Origin of the sequence: Pseudomonas sp. SORT22, from assembly GCF_018417635.1 — a bacterium.
Taxonomy (GTDB): Bacteria; Pseudomonadota; Gammaproteobacteria; order Pseudomonadales; family Pseudomonadaceae; genus Aquipseudomonas.
In genome coordinates this window covers 225,728-245,963 of the sequence record NZ_CP071007.1, presented here as the reverse complement: position 1 = coordinate 245,963, position 20,236 = coordinate 225,728, and the positions used below count along the sequence as shown (strand labels likewise).

Here is a 20,236-nt window from a genome sequence, read left to right as displayed (position 1 = left end):
GGAGCGGGCTTGCCCCGCGAAAAAGCCATTACGGTTTGGCAACGTGCCAGACGTCCTTCATACCGTCGCCCACAGTGTCCCCCGCCTTCTGGTCCTTGACGAAGGTGTACAGCGGCTTGCCATCATAGGCCCACTGCATGTTGCCGTCATCGCGCTTGATCTGTGTCCACTTGCCTTCGGCCTTCTCGCCATCCTTGACCATCAACGGCGGCCAGTTCTTGGCACAATCAGCGTTACACATGGATTTGCCGTCAGCGTCCTTGTCAAAGGTGTACAAGGTCATACCCTTATGGTCGACCCACATGCCGTCCTTCTCCATGGCATGATGAGCCGAGGCCACTCCCGGCAGCGCCAGGGCTACTGCAGCGAATAGACCCATCCAGTTCAGCGTATGTCGTGTCATTGGATTCACCGTAATTCTCGGGAGAGGGAATTTAAGCCTAGCCCAGTAACAGAATGTTGCTGCAATGGCCCACGAGCTGTCACACGACTGCAATAATTCCGTTATCTAATGCGGGCCAAGACACCTTTAATGGAAGAGGTTTAAGCATGGTTGGCAGAAACATTCTGATCGTTGACGACGAAGCGCCAATTCGCGAGATGATCGCCGTTGCATTGGAAATGGCCGGCTATGACTGCCTGGAAGCCGAAAACTCCCAGCAGGCCCACGCCATCATCGTCGACCGCAAGCCGGACCTGATCCTGCTCGACTGGATGCTCCCGGGCACCTCCGGTATCGAACTGGCCCGCCGCCTCAAGCGCGACGAGCTGACCGGCGACATCCCGATCATCATGCTCACCGCCAAGGGTGAGGAAGACAACAAGATCCAGGGCCTGGAAGTCGGCGCCGACGACTACATCACCAAGCCTTTCTCGCCGCGCGAGCTGGTGGCCCGGCTTAAGGCCGTGCTGCGCCGCGCCGGCCCGAGCGATGGCGAAGCGCCGATCGAAGTCGGCGGCCTGCTGCTCGATCCAATCAGCCACCGAGTGACCATCGATGGCAAGCCGGCCGAAATGGGCCCGACCGAATACCGCCTGCTGCAATTCTTCATGACCCACCAGGAGCGCGCCTACACCCGTGGCCAGCTGCTCGACCAGGTCTGGGGCGGCAACGTCTATGTCGAGGAACGCACCGTCGACGTGCATATCCGCCGCCTGCGCAAGGCATTGGGCGATGCCTACGAAAATCTGGTACAAACCGTCCGCGGCACCGGTTACCGGTTCTCAACTAAAAGTTGAGAAAGCTGCAAGCTACAAGCCCCAAGCTGCAAGAAAGAGCAAAAGCACACGCAGATCCGCTTCAACCTTGCAGCTTGTAGCTTGCAACGTGCAGCTGATCCGCTAAGGATCCCAATTGAACCAGAACTGGCATGGCACCCTGATTCGCCACATGCTGTTGCTGATCACCGTCTGCCTGCTGGCCGGCCTGATCAGCGGCTACTATGGCTGGAGCCTGGCCATGGGCCTGGCGATCTACCTGGGCTGGACCCTCAAGCAACTGCTGCGCCTGCACGAATGGCTGCGCCTGCACAAACCCGATGAAGCACCGCCCGATGGCTATGGCCTGTGGGGCGAGGTGTTCGACAGCATCTACCATCTGCAACGCCGCGACCAGCGCGTGCGCGGGCGTCTGCAGGCGGTGATCGACCGGGTGCAGGAGTCCACCGCCGCCCTCAAGGATGCGGTGATCATGCTCGACAGCGATGGCAACCTGGAGTGGTGGAACCGCGCCGCGGAAACCCTGCTCGGCCTCAAGACCCCGCAGGACAGCGGCCAGCCAGTTACCAACCTGGTACGTCATCCACGCTTCAAGGAGTACTTCGAGCAGGAGAACTACCTCGAACCGCTGGAGATCCCCTCGCCGATCAACGACCGCATGCGCGTGCAACTGCACATCACCCGTTACGGCAACAACGAGCACCTGATGCTGGTACGCGATGTCACCCGCATCCATCAGCTGGAGCAGATGCGCAAGGATTTCGTCGCCAACGTCTCCCACGAACTGCGCACGCCGCTGACGGTGATCGCCGGCTACCTGGAAACCCTGCTCGATAACGTCGAAGAGGTGAACCCGCGCTGGGTTCGTGCCCTGCAGCAGATGCAGCAGCAAGGCGGGCGCATGCAAACGCTGCTCAACGACCTGCTGTTGCTGGCCAAGCTGGAAGCCACCGACTACCCCTCGGACAACCAGCCAGTAGCGGTCGAGAGCCTGCTGCAATCGATCAAGGGCGACGCCCAGGCATTGTCCGGGCAGCGTAACCAGCGCATCAGCCTGGAGGCGCAGCCGGGCATTCGCCTCAAGGGTAGCGAGGCGGAGCTGCGCAGCGCCTTTTCCAACCTGGTGTTCAATGCAGTCAAATACACCCAGGACGAAGGCCAGATCCGCATCCGCTGGTGGGCCGACGAGCAAGGCGCACACCTGAGCGTGCAGGACTCGGGCATCGGCATCGACCCCAAGCATCTGCCACGCCTGACCGAGCGCTTCTACCGCGTCGACTCCAGCCGTGCCTCCAATACCGGTGGCACCGGCCTGGGCCTGGCGATCGTCAAGCACGTGCTGCTGCGCCATCGCGCGCGCCTGGAAATCAGCAGCGTGCCAGGCCATGGCAGCACCTTTACCTGCCATTTCGCCCCGGTGCAGATAGCCTCGCGCCAGGCATCCTGAGCCGCCGCCCTTTAAATTTGCGCAGTCAGCCGCTACATTGGCTGACTCGCGCCAGCTCATGCTGGCATTGCTGTACTCCCTTTCTTAAAAGACGGACCCCGTAAAACTCCATCATGGACCCTTCCCCTGGTTTCAACCTCGCTGCACTTTTCGCCGATTTCGGCATGATTCTTTTTGCTCTGCTGCTGGTTCTGCTCAACGGCTTCTTCGTTGCCGCCGAGTTCGCCATGGTCAAATTGCGCTCGACCCGGGTCGAGTCGATTGCCGAGCAGCATGGCTGGCGCGGGCAGATCCTGCGCACCGTACACAGCCAGCTGGACGCCTACCTGTCCGCTTGCCAACTGGGTATCACCCTGGCCTCGCTGGGCCTGGGCTGGGTCGGTGAGCCGGCCTTCGCGCACCTGCTCGAACCCCTGCTGGCCGCCGTCGGCGTTGAATCGCCGGAAGTCATCAAGGGCATCTCGTTCTTCAGCGCCTTCTTCGTCATCTCCTACCTGCACATCGTTGTCGGTGAGCTGGCGCCCAAGTCCTGGGCGATCCGCAAGCCCGAGCTGCTGTCGCTGTGGACGGCGGTGCCGCTGTACCTGTTCTACTGGCTGATGTACCCGGCCATCTACCTGCTCAACGCCAGCGCCAACGCCATCTTGCGTATTGCCGGCCAGGGCGAGCCCGGGCCGCACCACGAACACCACTACAGCCGTGAAGAACTCAAGCTGATCCTGCACTCCAGCCGTGGCCAGGACCCTAGCGACCAAGGCATGCGGGTACTGGCCTCGGCGGTGGAAATGGGCGAGCTGGAAGTGGTCGACTGGGCTAACTCGCGGGAAGACATGGTCTGCCTCGATGCCAACGCGCCGCTCAAGGAAATCCTCGCGATGTTCCGTCGGCACAAGTTCAGTCGCTACCCGGTACTCGATGCCGAGCGCGGCGAATTCATCGGCCTGCTGCACATCAAGGACCTGCTGCTGGAGCTGGCCGATCTCGACCATATCCCCGAGTCTTTCAACCTGGCCGAGCTGACCCGGCCGCTGGAGCGCGTGTCGCGGCACATGCCGCTGGCGCACCTGCTCGAGCAGTTCCGCAAAGGCGGTGCGCACTTTGCGCTGGTCGAGGAAGCCGACGGCAAGGTCATCGGCTACCTGACCATGGAGGACGTGCTGGAAGTGCTGGTTGGCGACATCCAGGACGAACACCGCAAGGCCGAGCGCGGCATCCTCGCCTACCAGCCGGGCAAGCTGCTGGTACGCGGCGACACCCCGCTGTTCAAGGTCGAGCGCCTGCTTGGCGTGGATCTGGACCACATCGAGGCCGAAACCCTCGCCGGCCTGGTCTACGAGACCCTCAAGCGGGTTCCGGAAGAGGAAGAGCTACTGGAAGTCGAAGGCCTGCGCATTATCATCAAAAAGATGAAGGGGCCGAAGATCGTCCTGGCCAAGGTGCTCAAGCTCGATTGAGCCGCCTCAGGGGTTGCCGGCGGTAAAGTTCGGCAGCCCGCCGACGGGCTGGTTGAACTGGTAGGGTATCGACTCCAGCGCCAGCCCGACGTTGCGCTGCACCACAAAGTGCAAGTGCGGGCCGCTGCTGTTGCCGGTATTGCCGGATTTTGCCAGCGGCGTGCCGTACACCACCCGCTGCCCTTCCCTGACCACCACTGAGCCGCGCATCAGGTGCAGGTACACGCCCATGGTGCCGTCTTCGTGAAGGATGCGCACAAAGTTGCCTGACGGATGACTGCCACGGCCGCTCTGGCTGTTTTCGGTCTTGATCACCACCCCTGCCCGTGCGGCGATGATCGGCGTGCCTTCAGGCATGGCGATGTCCATGGCATAACGGCCCTTGGGCCCGAAGTGGCTGTAGCGGCCATTGGGCCCCTGGGTCAGGCGAAAGGGCCCGCCGCGCCAGGGCAATGGGTAACGGAACGCCTGTTGACGCTGGCCCGGGTTGCCCAGGGCAAAATCGAACTTGCTCTTGTAGCTCACCGGCTTGCCGGGCTGGCGGGCACTGAGCAGCGTCAGCGCCACCGTGCTGCGCGCCGGCACCACTCGCCGCACCAAACGCGACGCCCCACCCTGGACATTGCCCAGGCGCTCCAGGCGCAGCTCTACCTCGACCGGCGCGTAGGTGTCGTTACGCGCACTGAAGCGCACGCCTGCGGCAAAGCGGTTGGCCTGCAACTGCACCTGGGTTTCCAGTTGCTCAACCATCCTGTCGCCAAAGACAAACGCCTGGCCGCCGGGAATCGGTCGATCGGAATAGGACACCACGCCGTAGGCGTCGGTACTTTTGTAAAGGGTCATGGCCAGCACAGGGCCGCAGGCCATGAGCAAGGCGCAGAACAGCAGCGTGCGTGCAGGCATGAGTAGTGGCTTTTTGACAGTGAGTGGTCTGTCGAAGCCTAGCAGCGGATTTTGGCGGGGGTATGGCGAGAGTGTTTCAGGGGTGTACCAGGAGACGAACGGTGCATTGATCGCCGGCAAGGCCGGCTCCTGTAGGAGCCGGCTTGCCCCGCGAAGAGGCCAGCCCAGTCAATACATCAGGTGTTGTCTGGATTGCGACCGCTGCGCGCTCGATCGCGGGCAAGGCCCGCTCCCACAGGGCCTTCAGGCCCCTGGCACGAAGTGCTTCTGCGCCGAACCGCGGGCGATCAGGCGCGACAGGTAGTCGAGCTTCTGCGCATCCTGGTCAACGAACTTGAAGGTCAGTTGCAACCAGTCGCTGTCGGGTTTCGGCTCCAGCGCGGCAACCGCATGCAGGTAGCCGTTGAGGCGGGCGATCTCGGCGTTCTCGCCCTGCTCCAGGTCGAGTACCGCGCCTTCCAGAACCTGTGGCAGGGTTTCGCCACGGCGCACCACCAGCAGCGCTTCCTTGAGGCTCAAGGCCTTGATCACACACGGCTGCACGCCGCTTGGCAGGCGCAGTTGGCCCTGGCCACGCCCTGCCGGCGCCGCAGCTGCAGGCTTGGGAGCGCTCACCAGGGGTTTGGCCGCGGCTACCGGGGCCACCGGGGCTGTCGGCTTGACCGTTTCGGCACGGCCGCCAGTCAGGGCGCTCAGCGAGTCGTTGGCAAACGCCGACGTCGCGCGGGTCGGCGCACTGGCCAGCAAGGTGTCGAGCTTGCCGACCTTGGTCAGGGCTTTTTTCACCTTGGTCAGCAGTTGCTCGTTGGTGAACGGCTTGCCGACGAAATCCGAGACCCCGGCCTGAATCGCCTGGACCACGTTCTCCTTGTCGCCACGGCTGGTCACCATGATGAACGGCAGGGTCTTCATCGACTCTTGCTGACGGCACCAGGTCAGCAGCTCAAGGCCGGACATTTCCGGCATTTCCCAGTCGCACAGGACCAGGTCGAAAGCCTCACGGCTCAGCAAGGTCTGGGCCTTGCGGCCGTTGACCGCATCTTCGATGACGATACCGGGGAAGTAGTTACGCAGGCACTTCTTGACCAGGTCGCGAATGAACGGCGCATCATCCACAACCAACACACTGACTTTACTCATCGCCACTCCTATTGAATCCCGACTAGCATAACGCTGACTGATGGCCATTTGCCAAACATTGGGTCACGCCGGGACTCGTTGTTTCGTTCGCGGCTGCCTCACCCGCAAACGAAAACGCCCGGCCAAGGCCGGGCGTTCATTCTCGGGCAGTCTTAGTTATCGTCAGATTTGCCCGGAACATTAGCCTTTTCGCCGCTGCGCTGAACCTCTTCCTGCATACGCTTGAGGCCCAGGTGACGGACGTCGGTACCGCGCACCAGGTAGATCACCAGCTCGGAGATGTTGCGCGCGTGGTCGCCGATACGCTCCAGCGAACGCAGCGCCCAGATCACGCTGAGAACGCGCGAGATCGAGCGTGGATCTTCCATCATGTAGGTGACCAGCTCGCGCAGCGCGGTCTTGTACTCGCGGTCGATGGTCTTGTCGTACTGGGCCACCGACAGCGCCAGGTCGGCGTCGAAACGGGCAAAGGCATCCAGGGCATCACGGACCATGTTGCGCACCTGGTCGCCGATGTGACGCACTTCAACGTAACCGCGAGGCGATTCGCCTTCTTCGCACAGCTGGATGGCGCGACGGGCAATCTTGGTCGACTCGTCGCCGATGCGCTCCAGGTCAATTACCGACTTTGAAATGCTGATGATCAGGCGCAGGTCAGACGCCGCCGGCTGACGTCGGGCCAGAATGCGCACGCACTCTTCGTCGATGTTGCGCTCCATCTGGTTGATCTGCTCGTCGACTTCGCGCACTTGCTGGGCCAGGCCCGAGTCGGCCTCGATCAGCGCGGTAACCGCATCGTTGACCTGCTTCTCGACCAGGCCGCCCATCGCCAGGAGGTGGCTGCGAACCTCTTCGAGTTCGGCGTTGAACTGCTGGGAGATATGGTGGGTAAGGCTGTCTTTATCGATCATGCTTTCGCTCCGCGAAAAAGCTTCAAGTAGCAAGCTTCAAGCTTCAAGTTTGTTCGTGTCGTTCCCGGGCTTCACGCTCGCCACTTTCTTGCAGCTTGCGGCTTGAAGCTTGCAACTGCCGCTAGCCATACCGGCCGGTGATGTAGTCTTCGGTCTGCTTCTTCGCCGGGTTGGTGAACAGCGTGTCGGTATCACCGAACTCCACCAGCTTGCCCATGTACATGAATGCGGTGTAGTCGGAGACCCGCGCCGCCTGCTGCATGTTATGGGTAACGATGACGATGGTGTACTTGGACTTGAGCTCGTAGATCAGCTCTTCGACCTTCAGCGTCGAGATCGGGTCGAGTGCCGAGCATGGCTCATCGAGCAGCAGTACCTCCGGCTCCACGGCAATGGTACGGGCAATCACCAGGCGCTGCTGCTGACCACCGGACAGGCCCAGCGCCGACTCGTGCAGGCGGTCCTTGACCTCCTCCCACAGCGCCGCACCCTTGAGCGCCCACTCCACGGCTTCGTCGAGCACGCGCTTCTTGTTGATACCCTGGATACGCAGGCCGTAGACCACGTTCTCGTAAATGGTCTTGGGGAACGGATTGGGCTTCTGGAACACCATGCCAACCCGGCGGCGCAGTTCGGCGACGTCTTCGCCCTTGCGGTAGATGTTGTTGCCGTAAAGGTTGATCGCGCCGTCCACGCGGCAGCCGTCAACCAGGTCGTTCATGCGGTTGAAGGTGCGCAGCAAGGTCGATTTACCGCAGCCGGACGGGCCGATGAAAGCGGTCACACGCTGCTTGGGGATGTTCATGCTGACATCGAACAGCGCTTGCTTGTCGCCGTAGTACAGGCTCAGGCCTGGCACTTCGATGGCTACGGTTTCTTCAGCCAGGCGCAGGCTCTGTTTGTCGCGACCCAGGGCCGACATGTCGATACCGTGAGAATGGGTTTCATGTTGCATGATTTCACTCCGTTTGTAGCTGCATGCTTCTAGCTGCAAGCTGCAAGTTTGAGCAAAAGCGGCGTGTAGCTTGCCGCTTATGGCTAATAGCTTTCAGTCAACTGTCCAGCGCCTTGTACTTCTCGCGCAGGTGGTTACGAATCCATACCGCCGAGAGGTTCAGGGTGGCGATTACCAGCACCAGCAGCAATGCCGTGGCGTACACCAGCGGCCGCGCGGCCTCGACGTTCGGGCTCTGGAAGCCGACGTCATAGATGTGGAAGCCCAGGTGCATGATCTTCTGGTCCAGGTGCAGGTACGGGTAATTGCCGTCCACCGGCAGCGACGGCGCCAGCTTCACCACACCTACCAGCATCAGCGGCGCCACTTCACCGGCGGCCCGGGCCACGGCGAGGATCATGCCGGTCATCATTGCCGGGCTGGCCATGGGCAGGACGATCTTCCACAGGGTCTCGGCCTTGGTTGCACCGAGCGCCAGCGAACCTTCGCGGACCGTGCGTGGAATCCGCGCCAGGCCTTCTTCAGTGGCCACGATCACCACTGGCACCGCAAGCAGCGCCAGGGTCAGCGAAGCCCAGAGCAGCCCCGGGGTACCCAGGGTCGGCGCCGGCAGCGCTTCGGGGAAGAACAGCCGGTCGAGCGAGCCACCCAGCACATAGACGAAGAAGCCCAGGCCGAACACGCCGTAGACGATCGCCGGAACACCGGCGAGGTTGTTCACCGCAATACGGATCAGGCGGGTCACCGGGCCCTGACGCGCATATTCACGCAGGTACACCGCCGCCAGCACGCCGAACGGGGTGACGATCACGGCCATGATCAGGGTCATCATCACGGTACCGAAGATCGCCGGGAAGATCCCGCCTTCGGTGTTGGCCTCACGCGGGTCGTCGCTGAGGAATTCCCAGACCTTGGCAAAATACACGCCCAGCTTGGTGAAGATACCCATGCCGTTCGGCTGGTAGGCATGCACCACCTTGCTCAGGTTGATTTCCACCTCACGACCATTACCGTCCTTGGCCACCAGGCTGTCGCGGCCGAAGTCCTGGTGCAGGCCGCCCAGACGCTCTTCGATGGCCTTGTAGCGGTTGTTCAGCTCGGCGCGCTCGGCTTCGATATCGGCCTGGGCAGCGGCGTCCAGCTTGCCGTCCAGCTCCAGCTTGCGGGTCTGCAGGCGCAGACGCTCAAGACCGTAGTTGATCGCACCGATGTCCTTCTTCTCGAGCTTCTGCAGCTCGCCGGCCAGCTTGTCGGCACGCTTGAGGCGATCTTGCAGCTCGCGCCAGGCCGCCTGGCCTTCGGCGACGACCTTGCCGTTTTCCTTGACGCTGACCAGGTAGCCATAGAAGTTGCCCCACTCGCGGCGCTCCAGGGCGATCAGGTCGACCGGCTTGTGCTGGTCGGTCAGCCATTCGCCGACCACCCAGGTGAAGTCGCTACCGTTGAGGTCGCGGTTACCGACCTTGATCAGCTCGCGGGTCATGAACTCCGGGCCTTCATCAGGCACCGGCAGGCCGGCACCTTTCAAACGGGCACGGGGTACCTCTTCCTTCTGCACCACTTCGCCAACGACGATGTGGTTGGCCTGGCCAGGCACGTTGTAGCTGGCTTGCAGCAGGTCAGCCGGCCAGAAATGGCCCAGGCCGCGCACGGCGATCACGGCGAGCAGACCGATGGTCATGATCACCGCGATGGCGACCGCGCCACCGCTCATCCAGACGCCGGGGGCGCCGCTCTTGAACCAGCTTTTGAGGGAATCCTTTTTCACGGATCGCTACCTTTCTATCAAAGCGACGAGTATTTCTTGCGCAGACGCTGGCGAATCAGCTCGGCCAAGGTGTTCATCACGAAGGTGAACATCAGCAGCACCAGCGCGGCGAGGAACAGCACGCGGTAGTGACTGCCACCGACTTCCGACTCGGGCATCTCCACCGCAACGTTGGCCGCCAGGGTGCGCATACCTTCGAACAGGTTCATTTCCATGACCGGGGTGTTGCCGGTGGCCATCAGCACGATCATGGTTTCACCCACCGCGCGGCCCATGCCGATCATCAGCGCCGAGAAGATCCCCGGGCTTGCGGTCAGGATGACCACGCGGGTCAGGGTCTGCCATGGCGTGGCACCGAGTGCCAGCGAACCCAGGGTCAGGCTGCGCGGCACGCTGAACACGGCGTCTTCGGCGATCGAGTAGATGTTCGGGATCACCGCAAAACCCATGGCGATACCGACCACCAGGGCGTTGCGCTGGTCGTAGGTGATACCCAGGTCGTTGGTAATCCACAGGCGCATGTCGCCGTCGAAGAACCAGGTCTCGATGAACGGGCTCATGTACAGGGCGAACCAGCCGGTGAAGAGGATCACCGGGATCAGGATCGCCGCTTCCCAGCCATCCGGAACCCGCAGGCGCAGCGACTCGGGCAGGCGGCTCCAGGCGAAGCCGGCGACCAGGATGCCCAGCGGCATCAACAGGAACAGGCTGAACACACCCGGCAGGTGGCCTTCAAGGAACGGCGCCAGGAACAGGCCGGCGAAGAAGCCGAGAATCACCGTCGGCATCGCCTCCATCAGTTCGATCACCGGCTTGACCTTGCGGCGCATGCCCGGGGCCATGAAGTAGGCGGTGTAGATGGCGGCGGCAATGGCCAGCGGCGCAGCGAGGATCATCGCGTAGAACGCGGCCTTCAAGGTACCGAAGGTCAGCGGCGACAGGCTCAGCTTGGGTTCGAAGTCGGTGTTCGAGGCGGTCGACTGCCAGACATACTTGGGCTCGTCGTAGTTCTCGTACCAGACCTTGCTCCACAGCGCGCTCCAGGACACTTCCGGGTGCGGGTTCTTCAGGGTCAGCGGCAGCAGCTTGCCGCCTTCTTCGATGATGATGCGGTTGGCCCGTGGCGACAGCGCCAGAATGCCCGCGCCTTCAGCGGCCGGCTCGACCAGCAGGGTACGGTGCGCGGTGCTGTGGAACACGCCGAGCTTGCCGTCAGCGTCGAGGGCAACGAAGCCCTTGCGGCGCTCTTCGGCATCGATCTGCACCACCGGCGCCTTGCCCATCTGGAACTCGCGAATGCGCTTGAAGCGCTGCTCGCCATCCGGGTCGCGGGCCATGAACCACTGGGCCAGGCCACCCTTGGAGTCACCGATGATCAGCGAGATACCACCCACCAGCTGAGTGCTGGCGGTGACTTCGGCATTGCCGTCGTCAAGCAGCTTGTAGCGGCCGTTGAGGCTCTTGTCGCGCAGGCTGAAAACGTCAGCCTGGGCACGACCGTTGATCACATACAACCACTGCTGGCGCGGGTCGATGAAAATGGCTTTGACCGCTTCGGTCATCTGCGGCAGCTCGATACGGCTCTGCTCGCTGGTGACTTCGCCGGTCATCATGTTCTCTTCGCGGCTCAGCGACACCACCTGCAGGTGCGCACCGGTGGAACCGGCCACCACCAGGGTCTCGCCATTGACGTTGAGGCTGACATGCTCCAGCGCCCGGCCCTGGTCATCCAGGGCGAAGGGCTCCTGGCCATAGGGGTAGTCGATGGCCGGAGTGATGGTTTTCTTGTTGTCCGGGTAGGTGATCTTGTAGCTGTGGCTGAACACCAGCGCCTGGCCATTGGACAGGCCCAGCACCACCAGCGGGTTACCCGGCTGATCGGCACCGATCGAGGTCACCTGGGTGCCAGCCGGCACCGGCAGTTCGACGCGCTTGAGCTCGGCACCGCTCTTGGTGTCGAAGAACAGTGCCTGGCCCTTGTCGGAAACCCGCATGCCGACCAGGTTCTGCTCTTCCAGGGCGATCATCAGCGGCTTGCCGGCGTCCTGCTGCAGCCAGGTAGGCTCCAGAGCCTTCTTGCTGGTCAGGGTAGCGCCCTGGAACAGCGGTACGACCACATAGGCCAGGTAGAAGAAGATCAGGGTAATGGCTGCCAGCACGGCAAGCCCGCCCACCAGTACATACCAGCGGGTCAGGCGATCCTTGAGCGCACGCATGCGCCGCTTGCGTTGCAGTTCGGGCGTATTGAAGTCAATCCGCACGGGGGGAGAATTTTGGGTCATGGTGGAGTTGGCCAGATCATTCATGCGCACACCCTAGCGGTCCCGTATGACAAAAACATGACAATGCAGTGACGCAAAAAAGCCCGCCGCGCAGATACCCCTGGCAGCGGACTCGCAATGAGTGGCGAGACCGGGACAAAACCCGCCCCCGCCGGTCCTTCAGTTACTTCTTCGCAACGTTGCCGTTGTGATTCAGGCCCAGGTCAGCCAGGGCTTTATCAACCACTTTGGCTGGCAGCGGGATGTAACCATCCTTCACCACCACTTGCTGGCCGGCTTGCGACAGCACCAGCTTGACGAACTCGGCTTCCAGCGGGGCCAGAGGCTTGTTCGGCGCCTTGTTGACGTAGACGTAGAGGAAGCGCGACAGCGGGTAGGTGCCGTTCAGGGCGTTGGCTTCGTTGTCTTCAACGAAGGCACCGCCTTCTTTCTTGGCCAGGGCTACAGTCTTGACGCTGGCGGTCTTGTAGCCGATGCCCGAGTAACCGATGCCGTTCAGCGAGCTGCTGATCGACTGCACGACCGAAGCCGAGCCAGGTTGTTCGTTGACGTTAGGCTTGAAGTCGCCTTTGCACAGGGCTTCTTCCTTGAAGTAGCCGTAGGTGCCGGACACCGAGTTACGGCCGAACAGCTGCACTGGCTTGTTGGCCAGGTCGCCGGTCACGCCCAGGTCACCCCAGGTTTTCACGTCGGCCTTGGCGCCGCACAGGCGGGTCGAAGAGAAGATTGCATCGACCTGGGCCATGGTCAGGCCTTTGATCGGGTTGTCCTTGTGTACGAATACGGCCAGGGCGTCGACGGCAACCGGGATGGCGGTTGGCTTGTAGCCGTACTTCTGTTCGAAGGCCTGCAGCTCGACGTCCTTCATCTTGCGGCTCATCGGGCCGAGGTTGGCGGTGCCTTCAGTCAGCGCGGGTGGCGCGGTGGAGGAGCCGGCAGCCTGAATCTGGATGTTGACGTTCGGATATTCCTTTTTGTAGGCCTCGGCCCACAGGGTCATGAGGTTGGCCAGGGTATCGGAACCGACGCTGGAGAGGTTGCCCGACACACCGGTGGTCTTGGTGTAGGTCGGAATAGCAGGGTCAACAGCGGCAACCGCATTGGCGGTGGCAACGCCAGCGGCGACGAAAGTCAGGGCCGCCATCAAACGCTTCAGTTTCATGCCTTGCTCCTAGCAGGAATTGGGGTGAGATGGATCGGGCCCAAGTATCTGCAGGCCGTATGACTACTCTATGAATCGAATGTGACAATTAGATGAAAGGCCATCACCGGCGAGCGGTGATGGCCTTTTCAAAATGTTGCGAGATTTGATTTAGAGCGGTTTCAGCGCTTTTTCGCGGTCAGATAAATACCCACCAGCAGACCAATGGTGCAGATACCAGCAACGTAATAAGCCGGCGCCATCGGGCTGAACTTGAGCATCGCGGTGACGGCCATCGGCGTCAGGCCGCCGAAGATCGCGTAGGCCAGGTTGTAGGAAAACGACAGGCCACTGAACCGAACTACCGGCGGGAAGGCTTTAACCATGACATACGGCACGGCGCCGACGATGCCGACACACAAGCCGGTCAAGGCATACAACGGGAACAGCCACTCGGGGTGGGTAGGCAGCGTGTGATAAAAGGTCCAGGAGGTCACCAGCAGCGCCAGGCTGCCAACAATGAACACCCGCCCGGCGCCAAAACGGTCGGCCAGCGCGCCGGTGCCGATGCAACCGAGGCTGAGCAGGACGATGGCCAGGCTGTTGGCCTTCAGCGAATCGGTCGGACTGACCTGATAAAGGCTCTGCAGCAGCGCCGGGGTCATCAGGATCACCACGACAATGCCGGCCGACAGCAGCCAGGTCAGCAGCATCGACAGCACGATGGCGCCACGGTGGTCGCGCAATACCGCGCGCAGCGGCACTTCTTCGGCCAGCGCCTTGCGCGCCTGCATCTCGGCAAACACCGGGGTTTCGTGTAGCCAGCGGCGCAGATAGACCGCGAACAAGCCAAACACGCCGCCGAGCAGAAACGGAATACGCCAGGCGTAATCGGCCACTTCCTGCTGGCTGTAAACCGTGTTGATCAGCGTCGCCACCAGCGAACCGAGCAGAATCCCGGCAGTCAGCCCCGCCGTCAGCGTGCCGCAAGCGTACCCGGTGTTGCGCGCCGGCACGTGCTCGGAGACGAACACCCAGGCGCCCGGCACTTCACCGCCAATCGCCGCGCCCTGGATCACCCGCATCACCAGCAACAGGATCGGAGCCCACAGGCCGATCTGCGCGTAGGTCGGCAGCAAGCCCATGATCAGGGTCGGCACGGCCATCATGAAGATGCTCAGGGTGAACATCTTCTTGCGCCCCAGCAGGTCGCCGAAGTGGGCCATGACGATGCCGCCCAGCGGCCGCGCCAGGTAGCCGGCGGCAAAGATGCCAAACGTTTGCATCAAACGCAGCCATTCAGGCATTTCGGCGGGAAAGAACAGCTTGCCGACCACCGTGGCGAAGAACACGAAGATGATGAAATCGTAGAACTCCAGCGCACCGCCCAGGGCGGAAAGCGACAAGGTCTTGTAGTCACTGCGGGTCAGCGGCCTCGAAGGCTGCGCGATACTGCCGGGCACGGAGGTCATAGGTCTCTCTTGTTTGGCATTTCTTATTGGGGGTGCAGGCCGCCTGGCACGCGGGTTTGGGCCTGGGCAGCCTGGAAAGATAGCAAATTGGCAGAAAAAGCACATAGCAGTACAAATTCAATACAAGTATTCATGACTGCATGGTCGTCGCTGCGCTTTCGGCTCTATATACTGGCCGCTTGTAGGAAAGGGTTGCGCCTTCTGAAGGATGTTGTGCGAAAACGCCGCTAGGTATGCTTAGTCGGTTTCGCAGAGTTTCCCTTCGCCGCCTGGCAAAGCGAAAGCAGCGTAGAATAGTTGTGCTGAATCGTTTTTCGAGGCGTCTGTCATAGCGCCAACCAACGAAGCGTCATGGGTCAGAGGCACCCCCGGCATGATTGAACTCGAACAAGAAGATCCTATCCCGCAAGGCGACCTGGCCTTGCAGATCACCGCATTGCCCCGTGAAACCAACGGTTTCGGCGATATCTTCGGCGGCTGGCTGGTCGCCCAGATGGACCTGGCCGGTACCGCCATGGCCAGTCGCGTTGCCGGTGGCCGGGTAGCTACCGTGGCCATCGATCGCATGGCATTCCTGGTGCCGGTGGCAGTCGGCGCGCAATTGTCCTTCTATACCCAGACCCTGGAAATCGGCCGCAGCTCGATCCAGATGATGGTCGAGGTGTGGAGCGACGACCCGCTGTCCAGCGAGTGGCGCAAGGTGACCGAAGCGGTATTCGTGTTCGTCGCCATCGACGGCAGCGGGCGCACCCGCTCGGTTCCTCCTCGTCGCTGAGACCGCTGCGCGGTAAACTCGAAGGTATGCAAGCGGTCCAAGACCGTACGGCAAACCTACGAGATAAAGCGCATGTCCACACCCAAGGTCGAATCCGAAAAGCACGGCGAGCTCAATTGCTGGCGCATCACCAGCGACACGGCTGAATTGCTGGTCGCCCAGCAAGGCGCGCAGGTGCTCAGCTATCAGCGGCTCGGCGAGCCACCTTTGCTGTGGCTCAGCGAACAGGCCATCTTCAGGCAGGGCAAGTCCGTGCGCGCCGGGGTTCCGGTGTGCTGGCCCTGGTTTGGCATTTTCAAGCGCAACCCCGATGCCGTGCAGGCCATGTATCGCGCTGAAGACGGCCCGGCCCATGGCCTGGTGCGCGGTCGTGACTGGCAATTGCTGGGCATCGCCGTGAAGGACGGCAATGTAACAGTCGAATTCACCCTGCCAGAGGCCAAAGGCGACCTGCCCGGCTGGCCACACATCGTTGAGCTCAAGCTGACCATCGTCATGGGCGAACAGCTGAGCATCACCCTCTCCAGCTATAACCTCGACAACGTCCCGGTCACCCTCAGCCAGGCGCTGCACAGCTACTTCGCGGTCAGCGATGTGCGCGAGGTCCAGGTCGAAGGTGTCGATGGTCTGAACTACATCGAAACCCTGGCCAACTGGGAGCAGCGCCAGCAGCAAGGCGCGCTGGGCTTTGCCGGTGAAACCGACCGCATTTATCTGCAGGCGCCCGAGCAACTGAGCATCGTCGACCCGGCCTGGAATCGTCGCGTGGTGATAACGGCCCAGGGTTCGCGTACGGCTGTGATCTGGAACCCCTGGACCGAGCGTGCCGCTGAGTTGCCGGACATGGCCGATGATGGCTGGCAGCGCATGCTCTGCATCGAGACCGCGAACGTGTGGGACGATGTGGTGACACTGGCGCCTGGGGCAACCCATTCGCTGAGTCTGAAAATCGATAGCGAACAGCTCTAGATCACTATCGCGGGGCAAGCCCGCTCCCACAGTATCCGGTGGGAGCAAGCTTGCCCCGCGATCATTCAAAGATCGGCGTCTTCCACCACCCGCACCTTGGCTGCATCCATTGCATAGGCCGCATCCGCCAGGTCATTGCTGACCGTCTCCACCTTCAACGTACCGTTGACCCACAGCGGCGTGTAGATATCGTCGAGCTTCAAGCCCTTGGGATAGCGCACCAGCACCAGCTGGTTCGGTGGTGGCGGCGGTACGTGGATGCAGGCGCCGGGGTAAGGCACCAGGAAGAACAACGTGCTGTTGCCCTTGGCGTCGGTTTCCAGCGGCACCGGATACCCGCCCAGGCGGATGTGCTTGCCATTCATGGCGGCCACGGTCTTGGTCGAATACATCACTGCCGGCAAGCCCTTGCTCTGCTTGAGGCCACCCTTTTCGCTGAAGGTGCCCATGGCTTCCGGGGAGTTGTGGTCGATTTCGGGCATCTGCTCGAGGGCTTTCTGGTCCGACTTGGGCATCAGCTCCAGCCAGTCGGTTTCCGGCAACTCAGCCCGGGCCAGGCCGCTCAGCAGCAACAGAGAAAGCAGTAATACACGGCGCATGAAAAAGCTCGGCAACGAAGGAATTCGGTGCCGAGCATTCTAGCCTGCCGTCAGCTCTTTTTGACGACCAGCCCGTAGATCACCAACAGGATAATCGCGCCCACCAGCGCGCCGAGGAAACCTGCACCCTCTCCAGCCTGATAGATGCCCAGCGCCTGGCCGCCGTAGGTCGCGGCGAGCGAACCGGCAATGCCCAGCAGAATGGTCATGATCCAGCCCATGCTGTCGTCGCCAGGCTTTAGAAAGCGTGCCAGCAGACCGACGATCAGGCCGATGAAGATGGTTCCGATGATACCCATGGCAATCCCTCTGAGTTGAATGGCGCATGCCAAAGCCTAGTCAGCGCTTTGGCATCCTGCCATCAGAGGGACAGCGGGGCGGGAAGGTTCCCTTCAGCCCTTGATCAGGGCTTCGACTTGCTGGATTTTTTGCTCCAGGGTCGTCAGGTCGTCGCAGCGCAGGGTGGCGTGGCCAACCTTGCGACCGACCTTGAAGGCCTTGCCGTAGTGGTGCAGGTGGCATTCGTCGATGGCGATCACCTGGTCGACTGCCGGCACTTCGCCGATGAAGTTGAGCATGGCGCTTTCGCCGACCTTGGCGGTCGAACCCAGCGGCAGGCCGGCAACGGCGCGCAGGTGGTTCTCAAACTGGCTGCACTCGGCGCCTTCGATGGTCCAGTGCCCGGAATTGTGCACCCGCGGGGCGATCTCGTTGGCTTTAAGGCCGCCATCGACTTCGAAGAACTCAAAGGCCAGCACACCGACGTAGTCGAGCTGCTTGAGCACGCGACCGGCGTAGTCTTCGGCCAGGCCCTGCAGCAGGTGGTCTTCGCTGGCCACCGACAAACGCAGGATGCCGTTCTCGTGGGTGTTGTGCACCAGCGGGTAGAAGCGGGTTTCGCCATCGCGTGCACGCACGGCGATCAGCGACACTTCGCCGGTGAACGGCACGAAGCCTTCGAGCAGGCACGGCACGCTGCCCAGTTCGGCGAAAGTACCCACAACATCTGCGGCAGTTCGCAGCACTTTCTGACCTTTGCCGTCATAACCCAAGGTGCGGGTCTTGAGCACGGCAGGCAAGCCGATGCTGGCAACGGCGGCCTCCAGGTCGGCTTGCGACTGGATATCGGCGAAGGCCGGGGTGGGAATGCCCAGGTCCTTGAACATGCTCTTTTCGAACCAGCGATCGCGGGCGATACGCAGCGACTCGGCGCTCGGGTAGACCGGCACGAACTGCGAAAGGAAGGCCACTGTTTCTGCCGGGACGCTTTCGAACTCGAAGGTCACCAGGTCAACTTCGTCGGCCAACTGCCGCAGGTGGTCCTGGTCACCGTAATCGGCGCGCAGGTGCTCGCCCAGGGGCGCCGCGCAGGCGTCCGGAGCCGGGTCGAGGAAAGCGAAGTTCATGCCCAGCGGAGTACCTGCCAGGGCCAACATGCGGCCCAGCTGGCCGCCACCGATTACACCGATTTTCATGCTTTTGACCTCAAGCCTGGCGCGGATCTGGATTGTCCAGAACGTTGTCTGTCTGCTCAGCGCGGAACTGTTTGAGCACAGTGTGGAACTGCGGGTGCTTGGCGCCGAGGATGCTCGCCGAGAGCAGCGCGGCGTTGATCGCGCCAGCCTTGCCGATCGCCAGGGTGGCAACCGGAATGCCGGCCGGCATCTGCACGATCGACAGCAGCGAATCGACACCCGAGAGCATCGACGACTGCACCGGTACGCCCAGCACCGGCAGGTGGGTCTTGGCCGCGCACATGCCTGGCAGGTGGGCAGCGCCACCGGCGCCGGCGATGATCACCTCGATGCCACGGCCTTCGGCCTCTTCGGCATACTGGAACAGCAGGTCCGGGGTACGGTGGGCAGAGACCACCTTGACCTCGTAGGGAATGCCGAGTTTTTCCAGCATATCGGCGGTGTGGCTAAGGGTGGACCAATCGGACTTGGAGCCCATGATCACGCCAACCAGTGCACTCATCGTCGAGCCTCTTCTCTTGGGCGCCCGCAGGCGCGTCAAAAAACAACAAGCCACGCGGGGACAACCGGCGTGGCTTGTTATACGAATTAGGGCCGGGTGAAACCGACCGAAGGCCGCGCAGTATATCGCAAAGCGGTGCGCTTAATGCACTCCGACGACCAACTGTCGGCCTTATTTTTCGGGGCTTTGGCTGACTTTCGGGTCAAGCCGGCGTCGCCGGCCCACCCTCCAGCTTGCGCCACAGCAGGCGCACGTTGGCCTTGCGCACCAGGGCGCAGCGATACAGGCGGATTTCCAGCGGTACGTGCCACTGGCTACCGCCGCAAATCACCAGCTCACCGCGTTCAAGTTCGGCCCGCGCCGACAGCCTCGGCACCCAGGCGATGCCCAGGCCTTCGAGGGCCATGCTCTTGAGGCTGTCGGCCATCGCCGTTTCATAGACAGTGGTAAAGCGCAGGTTGCGCTGGCGCAGCAGCAGATTGACCGAACGCCCAAGGAACGCCCCGGCGCTGTAAGCCAGCAATGGCACACTGCCCTCGCCTTCCAGGTCGAACAGCGGCTTGCCGTCGGCATCGGCGGCGCACACGGGCAGCATTTCAGTGTGGCCCAGGTGCAACGAGGGGAAGATCTCCGCATCCATCTGCAAGGCGGCATCGGGGTCGTAGAACGCCAGCATCAGATCACAACCGCCTTCGCGCAGGGCATGCACAGCGTCGCCGACGTTGGTCGCGACCAAACGCGTGGCGATGTTCAGGCCGTCGTTGCGCAACTGCGCGATCCAGCGCGGAAAGAACCCCAGCGCCAGCGAGTGTGCCGCCGACACCTGGATCACCTCGCCCTGCCCGCCTTCCAGGTGATGCAGATGGCGCAGCACCTCGCCCAGCTGATCGACCACCGTACGCGCCGTCACCAAAAACAATTGCCCCGCCGCCGTCAGCTCGATCGGCGTGCGCGAGCGGTTGACCAGGGTCAGCCCCAATGCCGCTTCCAGGCTGCGAATGCGTCGGCTGAAGGCCGGCTGGGTGACAAAGCGGCGCTCGGCGGCCTGGGAAAAGCTGCGGGTGGCGGCCAGGGCACTGAAATCTTCCAGCCATTTGCTCTCAAGGTTCATGGGCTCTCCAGGCATGCACCAAAATTGAACACGCTCGATCGGCAGTTGGCGTCACATCAACCCGTATGCCGTTTGTGCATAGGTTAGCGTGCAACAGCATTGGCCGCAAAATCG

Annotated in this window: 19 protein-coding genes; 5 read left to right on the top strand and 14 right to left on the bottom strand. The window is 62.1% G+C overall.

The window, feature by feature from the left end:
- Window positions 1-28: 28 nt before the first annotated feature.
- Complete coding sequence (locus JYG36_RS01105) at window positions 29-403, bottom strand: COG4315 family predicted lipoprotein (protein WP_213602869.1); 375 nt, start codon at window positions 401-403, stop codon at window positions 29-31.
- A 146-nt stretch (window positions 404-549) separates the two neighbouring features.
- Here JYG36_RS01105 and phoB point away from each other — a divergent pair, with 146 nt between their 5' ends.
- From phoB to JYG36_RS01090, 3 genes are all read left to right on the top strand, one after another.
- On the top strand, window positions 550-1,239 hold the full coding sequence (gene phoB, locus JYG36_RS01100; protein ID WP_010225936.1) for a phosphate regulon transcriptional regulator PhoB: 690 nt from the start codon (window positions 550-552) through the stop codon (window positions 1,237-1,239).
- Between the two features lie 151 nt (window positions 1,240-1,390).
- Window positions 1,391-2,665 carry a phosphate regulon sensor histidine kinase PhoR gene (gene phoR / locus JYG36_RS01095; RefSeq protein WP_249744431.1) on the top strand — a complete coding sequence of 425 codons (1,275 nt, stop codon included), beginning with the start codon at window positions 1,391-1,393 and terminating at the stop codon, window positions 2,663-2,665.
- A gap of 113 nt (window positions 2,666-2,778) precedes the next feature.
- The gene (locus JYG36_RS01090) at window positions 2,779-4,119 is read left to right on the top strand and encodes a hemolysin family protein (protein WP_045199523.1); all 1,341 of its coding nucleotides are present in this window, start codon (window positions 2,779-2,781) and stop codon (window positions 4,117-4,119) included.
- Between the two features lie 6 nt (window positions 4,120-4,125).
- Here the strand turns inward: JYG36_RS01090 and JYG36_RS01085 are convergent, their stop codons facing one another.
- From JYG36_RS01085 to JYG36_RS01050, 8 genes are all read right to left on the bottom strand, one after another.
- Entirely contained in the window at window positions 4,126-5,022 is an 897-nt protein-coding gene (locus JYG36_RS01085; RefSeq protein ID WP_213602865.1) for a peptidoglycan DD-metalloendopeptidase family protein, read from the bottom strand.
- 243 nt (window positions 5,023-5,265) lie between these two features.
- On the bottom strand, window positions 5,266-6,162 hold the full coding sequence (locus tag JYG36_RS01080) for a response regulator (protein WP_045199519.1): 897 nt from the start codon (window positions 6,160-6,162) through the stop codon (window positions 5,266-5,268).
- Window positions 6,163-6,314: 152 nt separating this feature from the next.
- Window positions 6,315-7,073, bottom strand: coding sequence for a phosphate signaling complex protein PhoU (gene phoU, locus JYG36_RS01075; RefSeq protein ID WP_038997986.1), 759 nt, complete (start codon window positions 7,071-7,073; stop codon window positions 6,315-6,317).
- 121 nt (window positions 7,074-7,194) lie between these two features.
- The gene (pstB, locus tag JYG36_RS01070; protein ID WP_045199517.1) at window positions 7,195-8,028 is read right to left on the bottom strand and encodes a phosphate ABC transporter ATP-binding protein PstB; all 834 of its coding nucleotides are present in this window, start codon (window positions 8,026-8,028) and stop codon (window positions 7,195-7,197) included.
- Window positions 8,029-8,125: 97 nt separating this feature from the next.
- Window positions 8,126-9,742 (bottom strand): phosphate ABC transporter permease PstA, encoded by a 1,617-nt coding sequence (gene pstA / locus JYG36_RS01065; protein WP_176794310.1) that lies wholly within the window; start codon window positions 9,740-9,742, stop codon window positions 8,126-8,128.
- Between the two features lie 71 nt (window positions 9,743-9,813).
- Window positions 9,814-12,102 carry an ABC transporter permease family protein gene (locus JYG36_RS01060; RefSeq protein ID WP_045199513.1) on the bottom strand — a complete coding sequence of 763 codons (2,289 nt, stop codon included), beginning with the start codon at window positions 12,100-12,102 and terminating at the stop codon, window positions 9,814-9,816.
- A 139-nt stretch (window positions 12,103-12,241) separates the two neighbouring features.
- Entirely contained in the window at window positions 12,242-13,240 is a 999-nt protein-coding gene (locus JYG36_RS01055; protein WP_045199510.1) for a phosphate ABC transporter substrate-binding protein PstS, read from the bottom strand.
- Window positions 13,241-13,401: 161 nt separating this feature from the next.
- Window positions 13,402-14,691, bottom strand: a complete 1,290-nt coding sequence (locus JYG36_RS01050; RefSeq protein WP_045199508.1) for an MFS transporter — start codon at window positions 14,689-14,691, stop codon at window positions 13,402-13,404.
- A 373-nt stretch (window positions 14,692-15,064) separates the two neighbouring features.
- Here JYG36_RS01050 and JYG36_RS01045 point away from each other — a divergent pair, with 373 nt between their 5' ends.
- Window positions 15,065-15,466 (top strand): acyl-CoA thioesterase, encoded by a 402-nt coding sequence (locus JYG36_RS01045; protein ID WP_009402429.1) that lies wholly within the window; start codon window positions 15,065-15,067, stop codon window positions 15,464-15,466.
- A 72-nt stretch (window positions 15,467-15,538) separates the two neighbouring features.
- Window positions 15,539-16,435: a D-hexose-6-phosphate mutarotase gene (locus JYG36_RS01040; protein ID WP_213602863.1), complete on the top strand. Its 897-nt coding sequence runs from the start codon at window positions 15,539-15,541 to the stop codon at window positions 16,433-16,435.
- 65 nt (window positions 16,436-16,500) lie between these two features.
- Here JYG36_RS01040 and JYG36_RS01035 read toward each other — a convergent pair whose 3' ends face one another.
- The 5 genes from JYG36_RS01035 to JYG36_RS01015 form a co-directional block, all read right to left on the bottom strand.
- Window positions 16,501-17,034 (bottom strand): DUF3299 domain-containing protein, encoded by a 534-nt coding sequence (locus JYG36_RS01035; RefSeq protein ID WP_045199652.1) that lies wholly within the window; start codon window positions 17,032-17,034, stop codon window positions 16,501-16,503.
- A 50-nt stretch (window positions 17,035-17,084) separates the two neighbouring features.
- Entirely contained in the window at window positions 17,085-17,333 is a 249-nt protein-coding gene (locus tag JYG36_RS01030) for a GlsB/YeaQ/YmgE family stress response membrane protein (RefSeq protein WP_045199503.1), read from the bottom strand.
- Between the two features lie 93 nt (window positions 17,334-17,426).
- A complete protein-coding gene (locus tag JYG36_RS01025; RefSeq protein WP_093377936.1) occupies window positions 17,427-18,509 on the bottom strand; it encodes a 5-(carboxyamino)imidazole ribonucleotide synthase in 1,083 nt (360 codons plus the stop codon).
- 10 nt (window positions 18,510-18,519) lie between these two features.
- Complete coding sequence (gene purE / locus JYG36_RS01020) at window positions 18,520-19,011, bottom strand: 5-(carboxyamino)imidazole ribonucleotide mutase (RefSeq protein WP_038615995.1); 492 nt, start codon at window positions 19,009-19,011, stop codon at window positions 18,520-18,522.
- A gap of 202 nt (window positions 19,012-19,213) precedes the next feature.
- Window positions 19,214-20,122 carry a LysR substrate-binding domain-containing protein gene (locus tag JYG36_RS01015; protein ID WP_045199499.1) on the bottom strand — a complete coding sequence of 303 codons (909 nt, stop codon included), beginning with the start codon at window positions 20,120-20,122 and terminating at the stop codon, window positions 19,214-19,216.
- Window positions 20,123-20,236: the final 114 nt, after the last annotated feature.

Coding starts and splice junctions, on each gene's coding strand:
- JYG36_RS01105 (WP_213602869.1), bottom strand. CDS start 403: ATGACACGACATACGCTGAACTGGATGGGTCTATTCGCTGCAGTAGCC.
- phoB (WP_010225936.1), top strand. CDS start 550: ATGGTTGGCAGAAACATTCTGATCGTTGACGACGAAGCGCCAATTCGC.
- phoR (WP_249744431.1), top strand. CDS start 1,391: ATGCTGTTGCTGATCACCGTCTGCCTGCTGGCCGGCCTGATCAGCGGC.
- JYG36_RS01090 (WP_045199523.1), top strand. CDS start 2,779: ATGGACCCTTCCCCTGGTTTCAACCTCGCTGCACTTTTCGCCGATTTC.
- JYG36_RS01085 (WP_213602865.1), bottom strand. CDS start 5,022: ATGCCTGCACGCACGCTGCTGTTCTGCGCCTTGCTCATGGCCTGCGGC.
- JYG36_RS01080 (WP_045199519.1), bottom strand. CDS start 6,162: ATGAGTAAAGTCAGTGTGTTGGTTGTGGATGATGCGCCGTTCATTCGC.
- phoU (WP_038997986.1), bottom strand. CDS start 7,073: ATGATCGATAAAGACAGCCTTACCCACCATATCTCCCAGCAGTTCAAC.
- pstB (WP_045199517.1), bottom strand. CDS start 8,028: ATGCAACATGAAACCCATTCTCACGGTATCGACATGTCGGCCCTGGGT.
- pstA (WP_176794310.1), bottom strand. CDS start 9,742: ATGAGCGGTGGCGCGGTCGCCATCGCGGTGATCATGACCATCGGTCTG.
- JYG36_RS01060 (WP_045199513.1), bottom strand. CDS start 12,102: ATGAATGATCTGGCCAACTCCACCATGACCCAAAATTCTCCCCCCGTG.
- JYG36_RS01055 (WP_045199510.1), bottom strand. CDS start 13,240: ATGAAACTGAAGCGTTTGATGGCGGCCCTGACTTTCGTCGCCGCTGGC.
- JYG36_RS01050 (WP_045199508.1), bottom strand. CDS start 14,691: ATGACCTCCGTGCCCGGCAGTATCGCGCAGCCTTCGAGGCCGCTGACC.
- JYG36_RS01045 (WP_009402429.1), top strand. CDS start 15,065: ATGATTGAACTCGAACAAGAAGATCCTATCCCGCAAGGCGACCTGGCC.
- JYG36_RS01040 (WP_213602863.1), top strand. CDS start 15,539: ATGTCCACACCCAAGGTCGAATCCGAAAAGCACGGCGAGCTCAATTGC.
- JYG36_RS01035 (WP_045199652.1), bottom strand. CDS start 17,034: ATGCGCCGTGTATTACTGCTTTCTCTGTTGCTGCTGAGCGGCCTGGCC.
- JYG36_RS01030 (WP_045199503.1), bottom strand. CDS start 17,333: ATGGGTATCATCGGAACCATCTTCATCGGCCTGATCGTCGGTCTGCTG.
- JYG36_RS01025 (WP_093377936.1), bottom strand. CDS start 18,509: ATGAAAATCGGTGTAATCGGTGGCGGCCAGCTGGGCCGCATGTTGGCC.
- purE (WP_038615995.1), bottom strand. CDS start 19,011: ATGAGTGCACTGGTTGGCGTGATCATGGGCTCCAAGTCCGATTGGTCC.
- JYG36_RS01015 (WP_045199499.1), bottom strand. CDS start 20,122: ATGAACCTTGAGAGCAAATGGCTGGAAGATTTCAGTGCCCTGGCCGCC.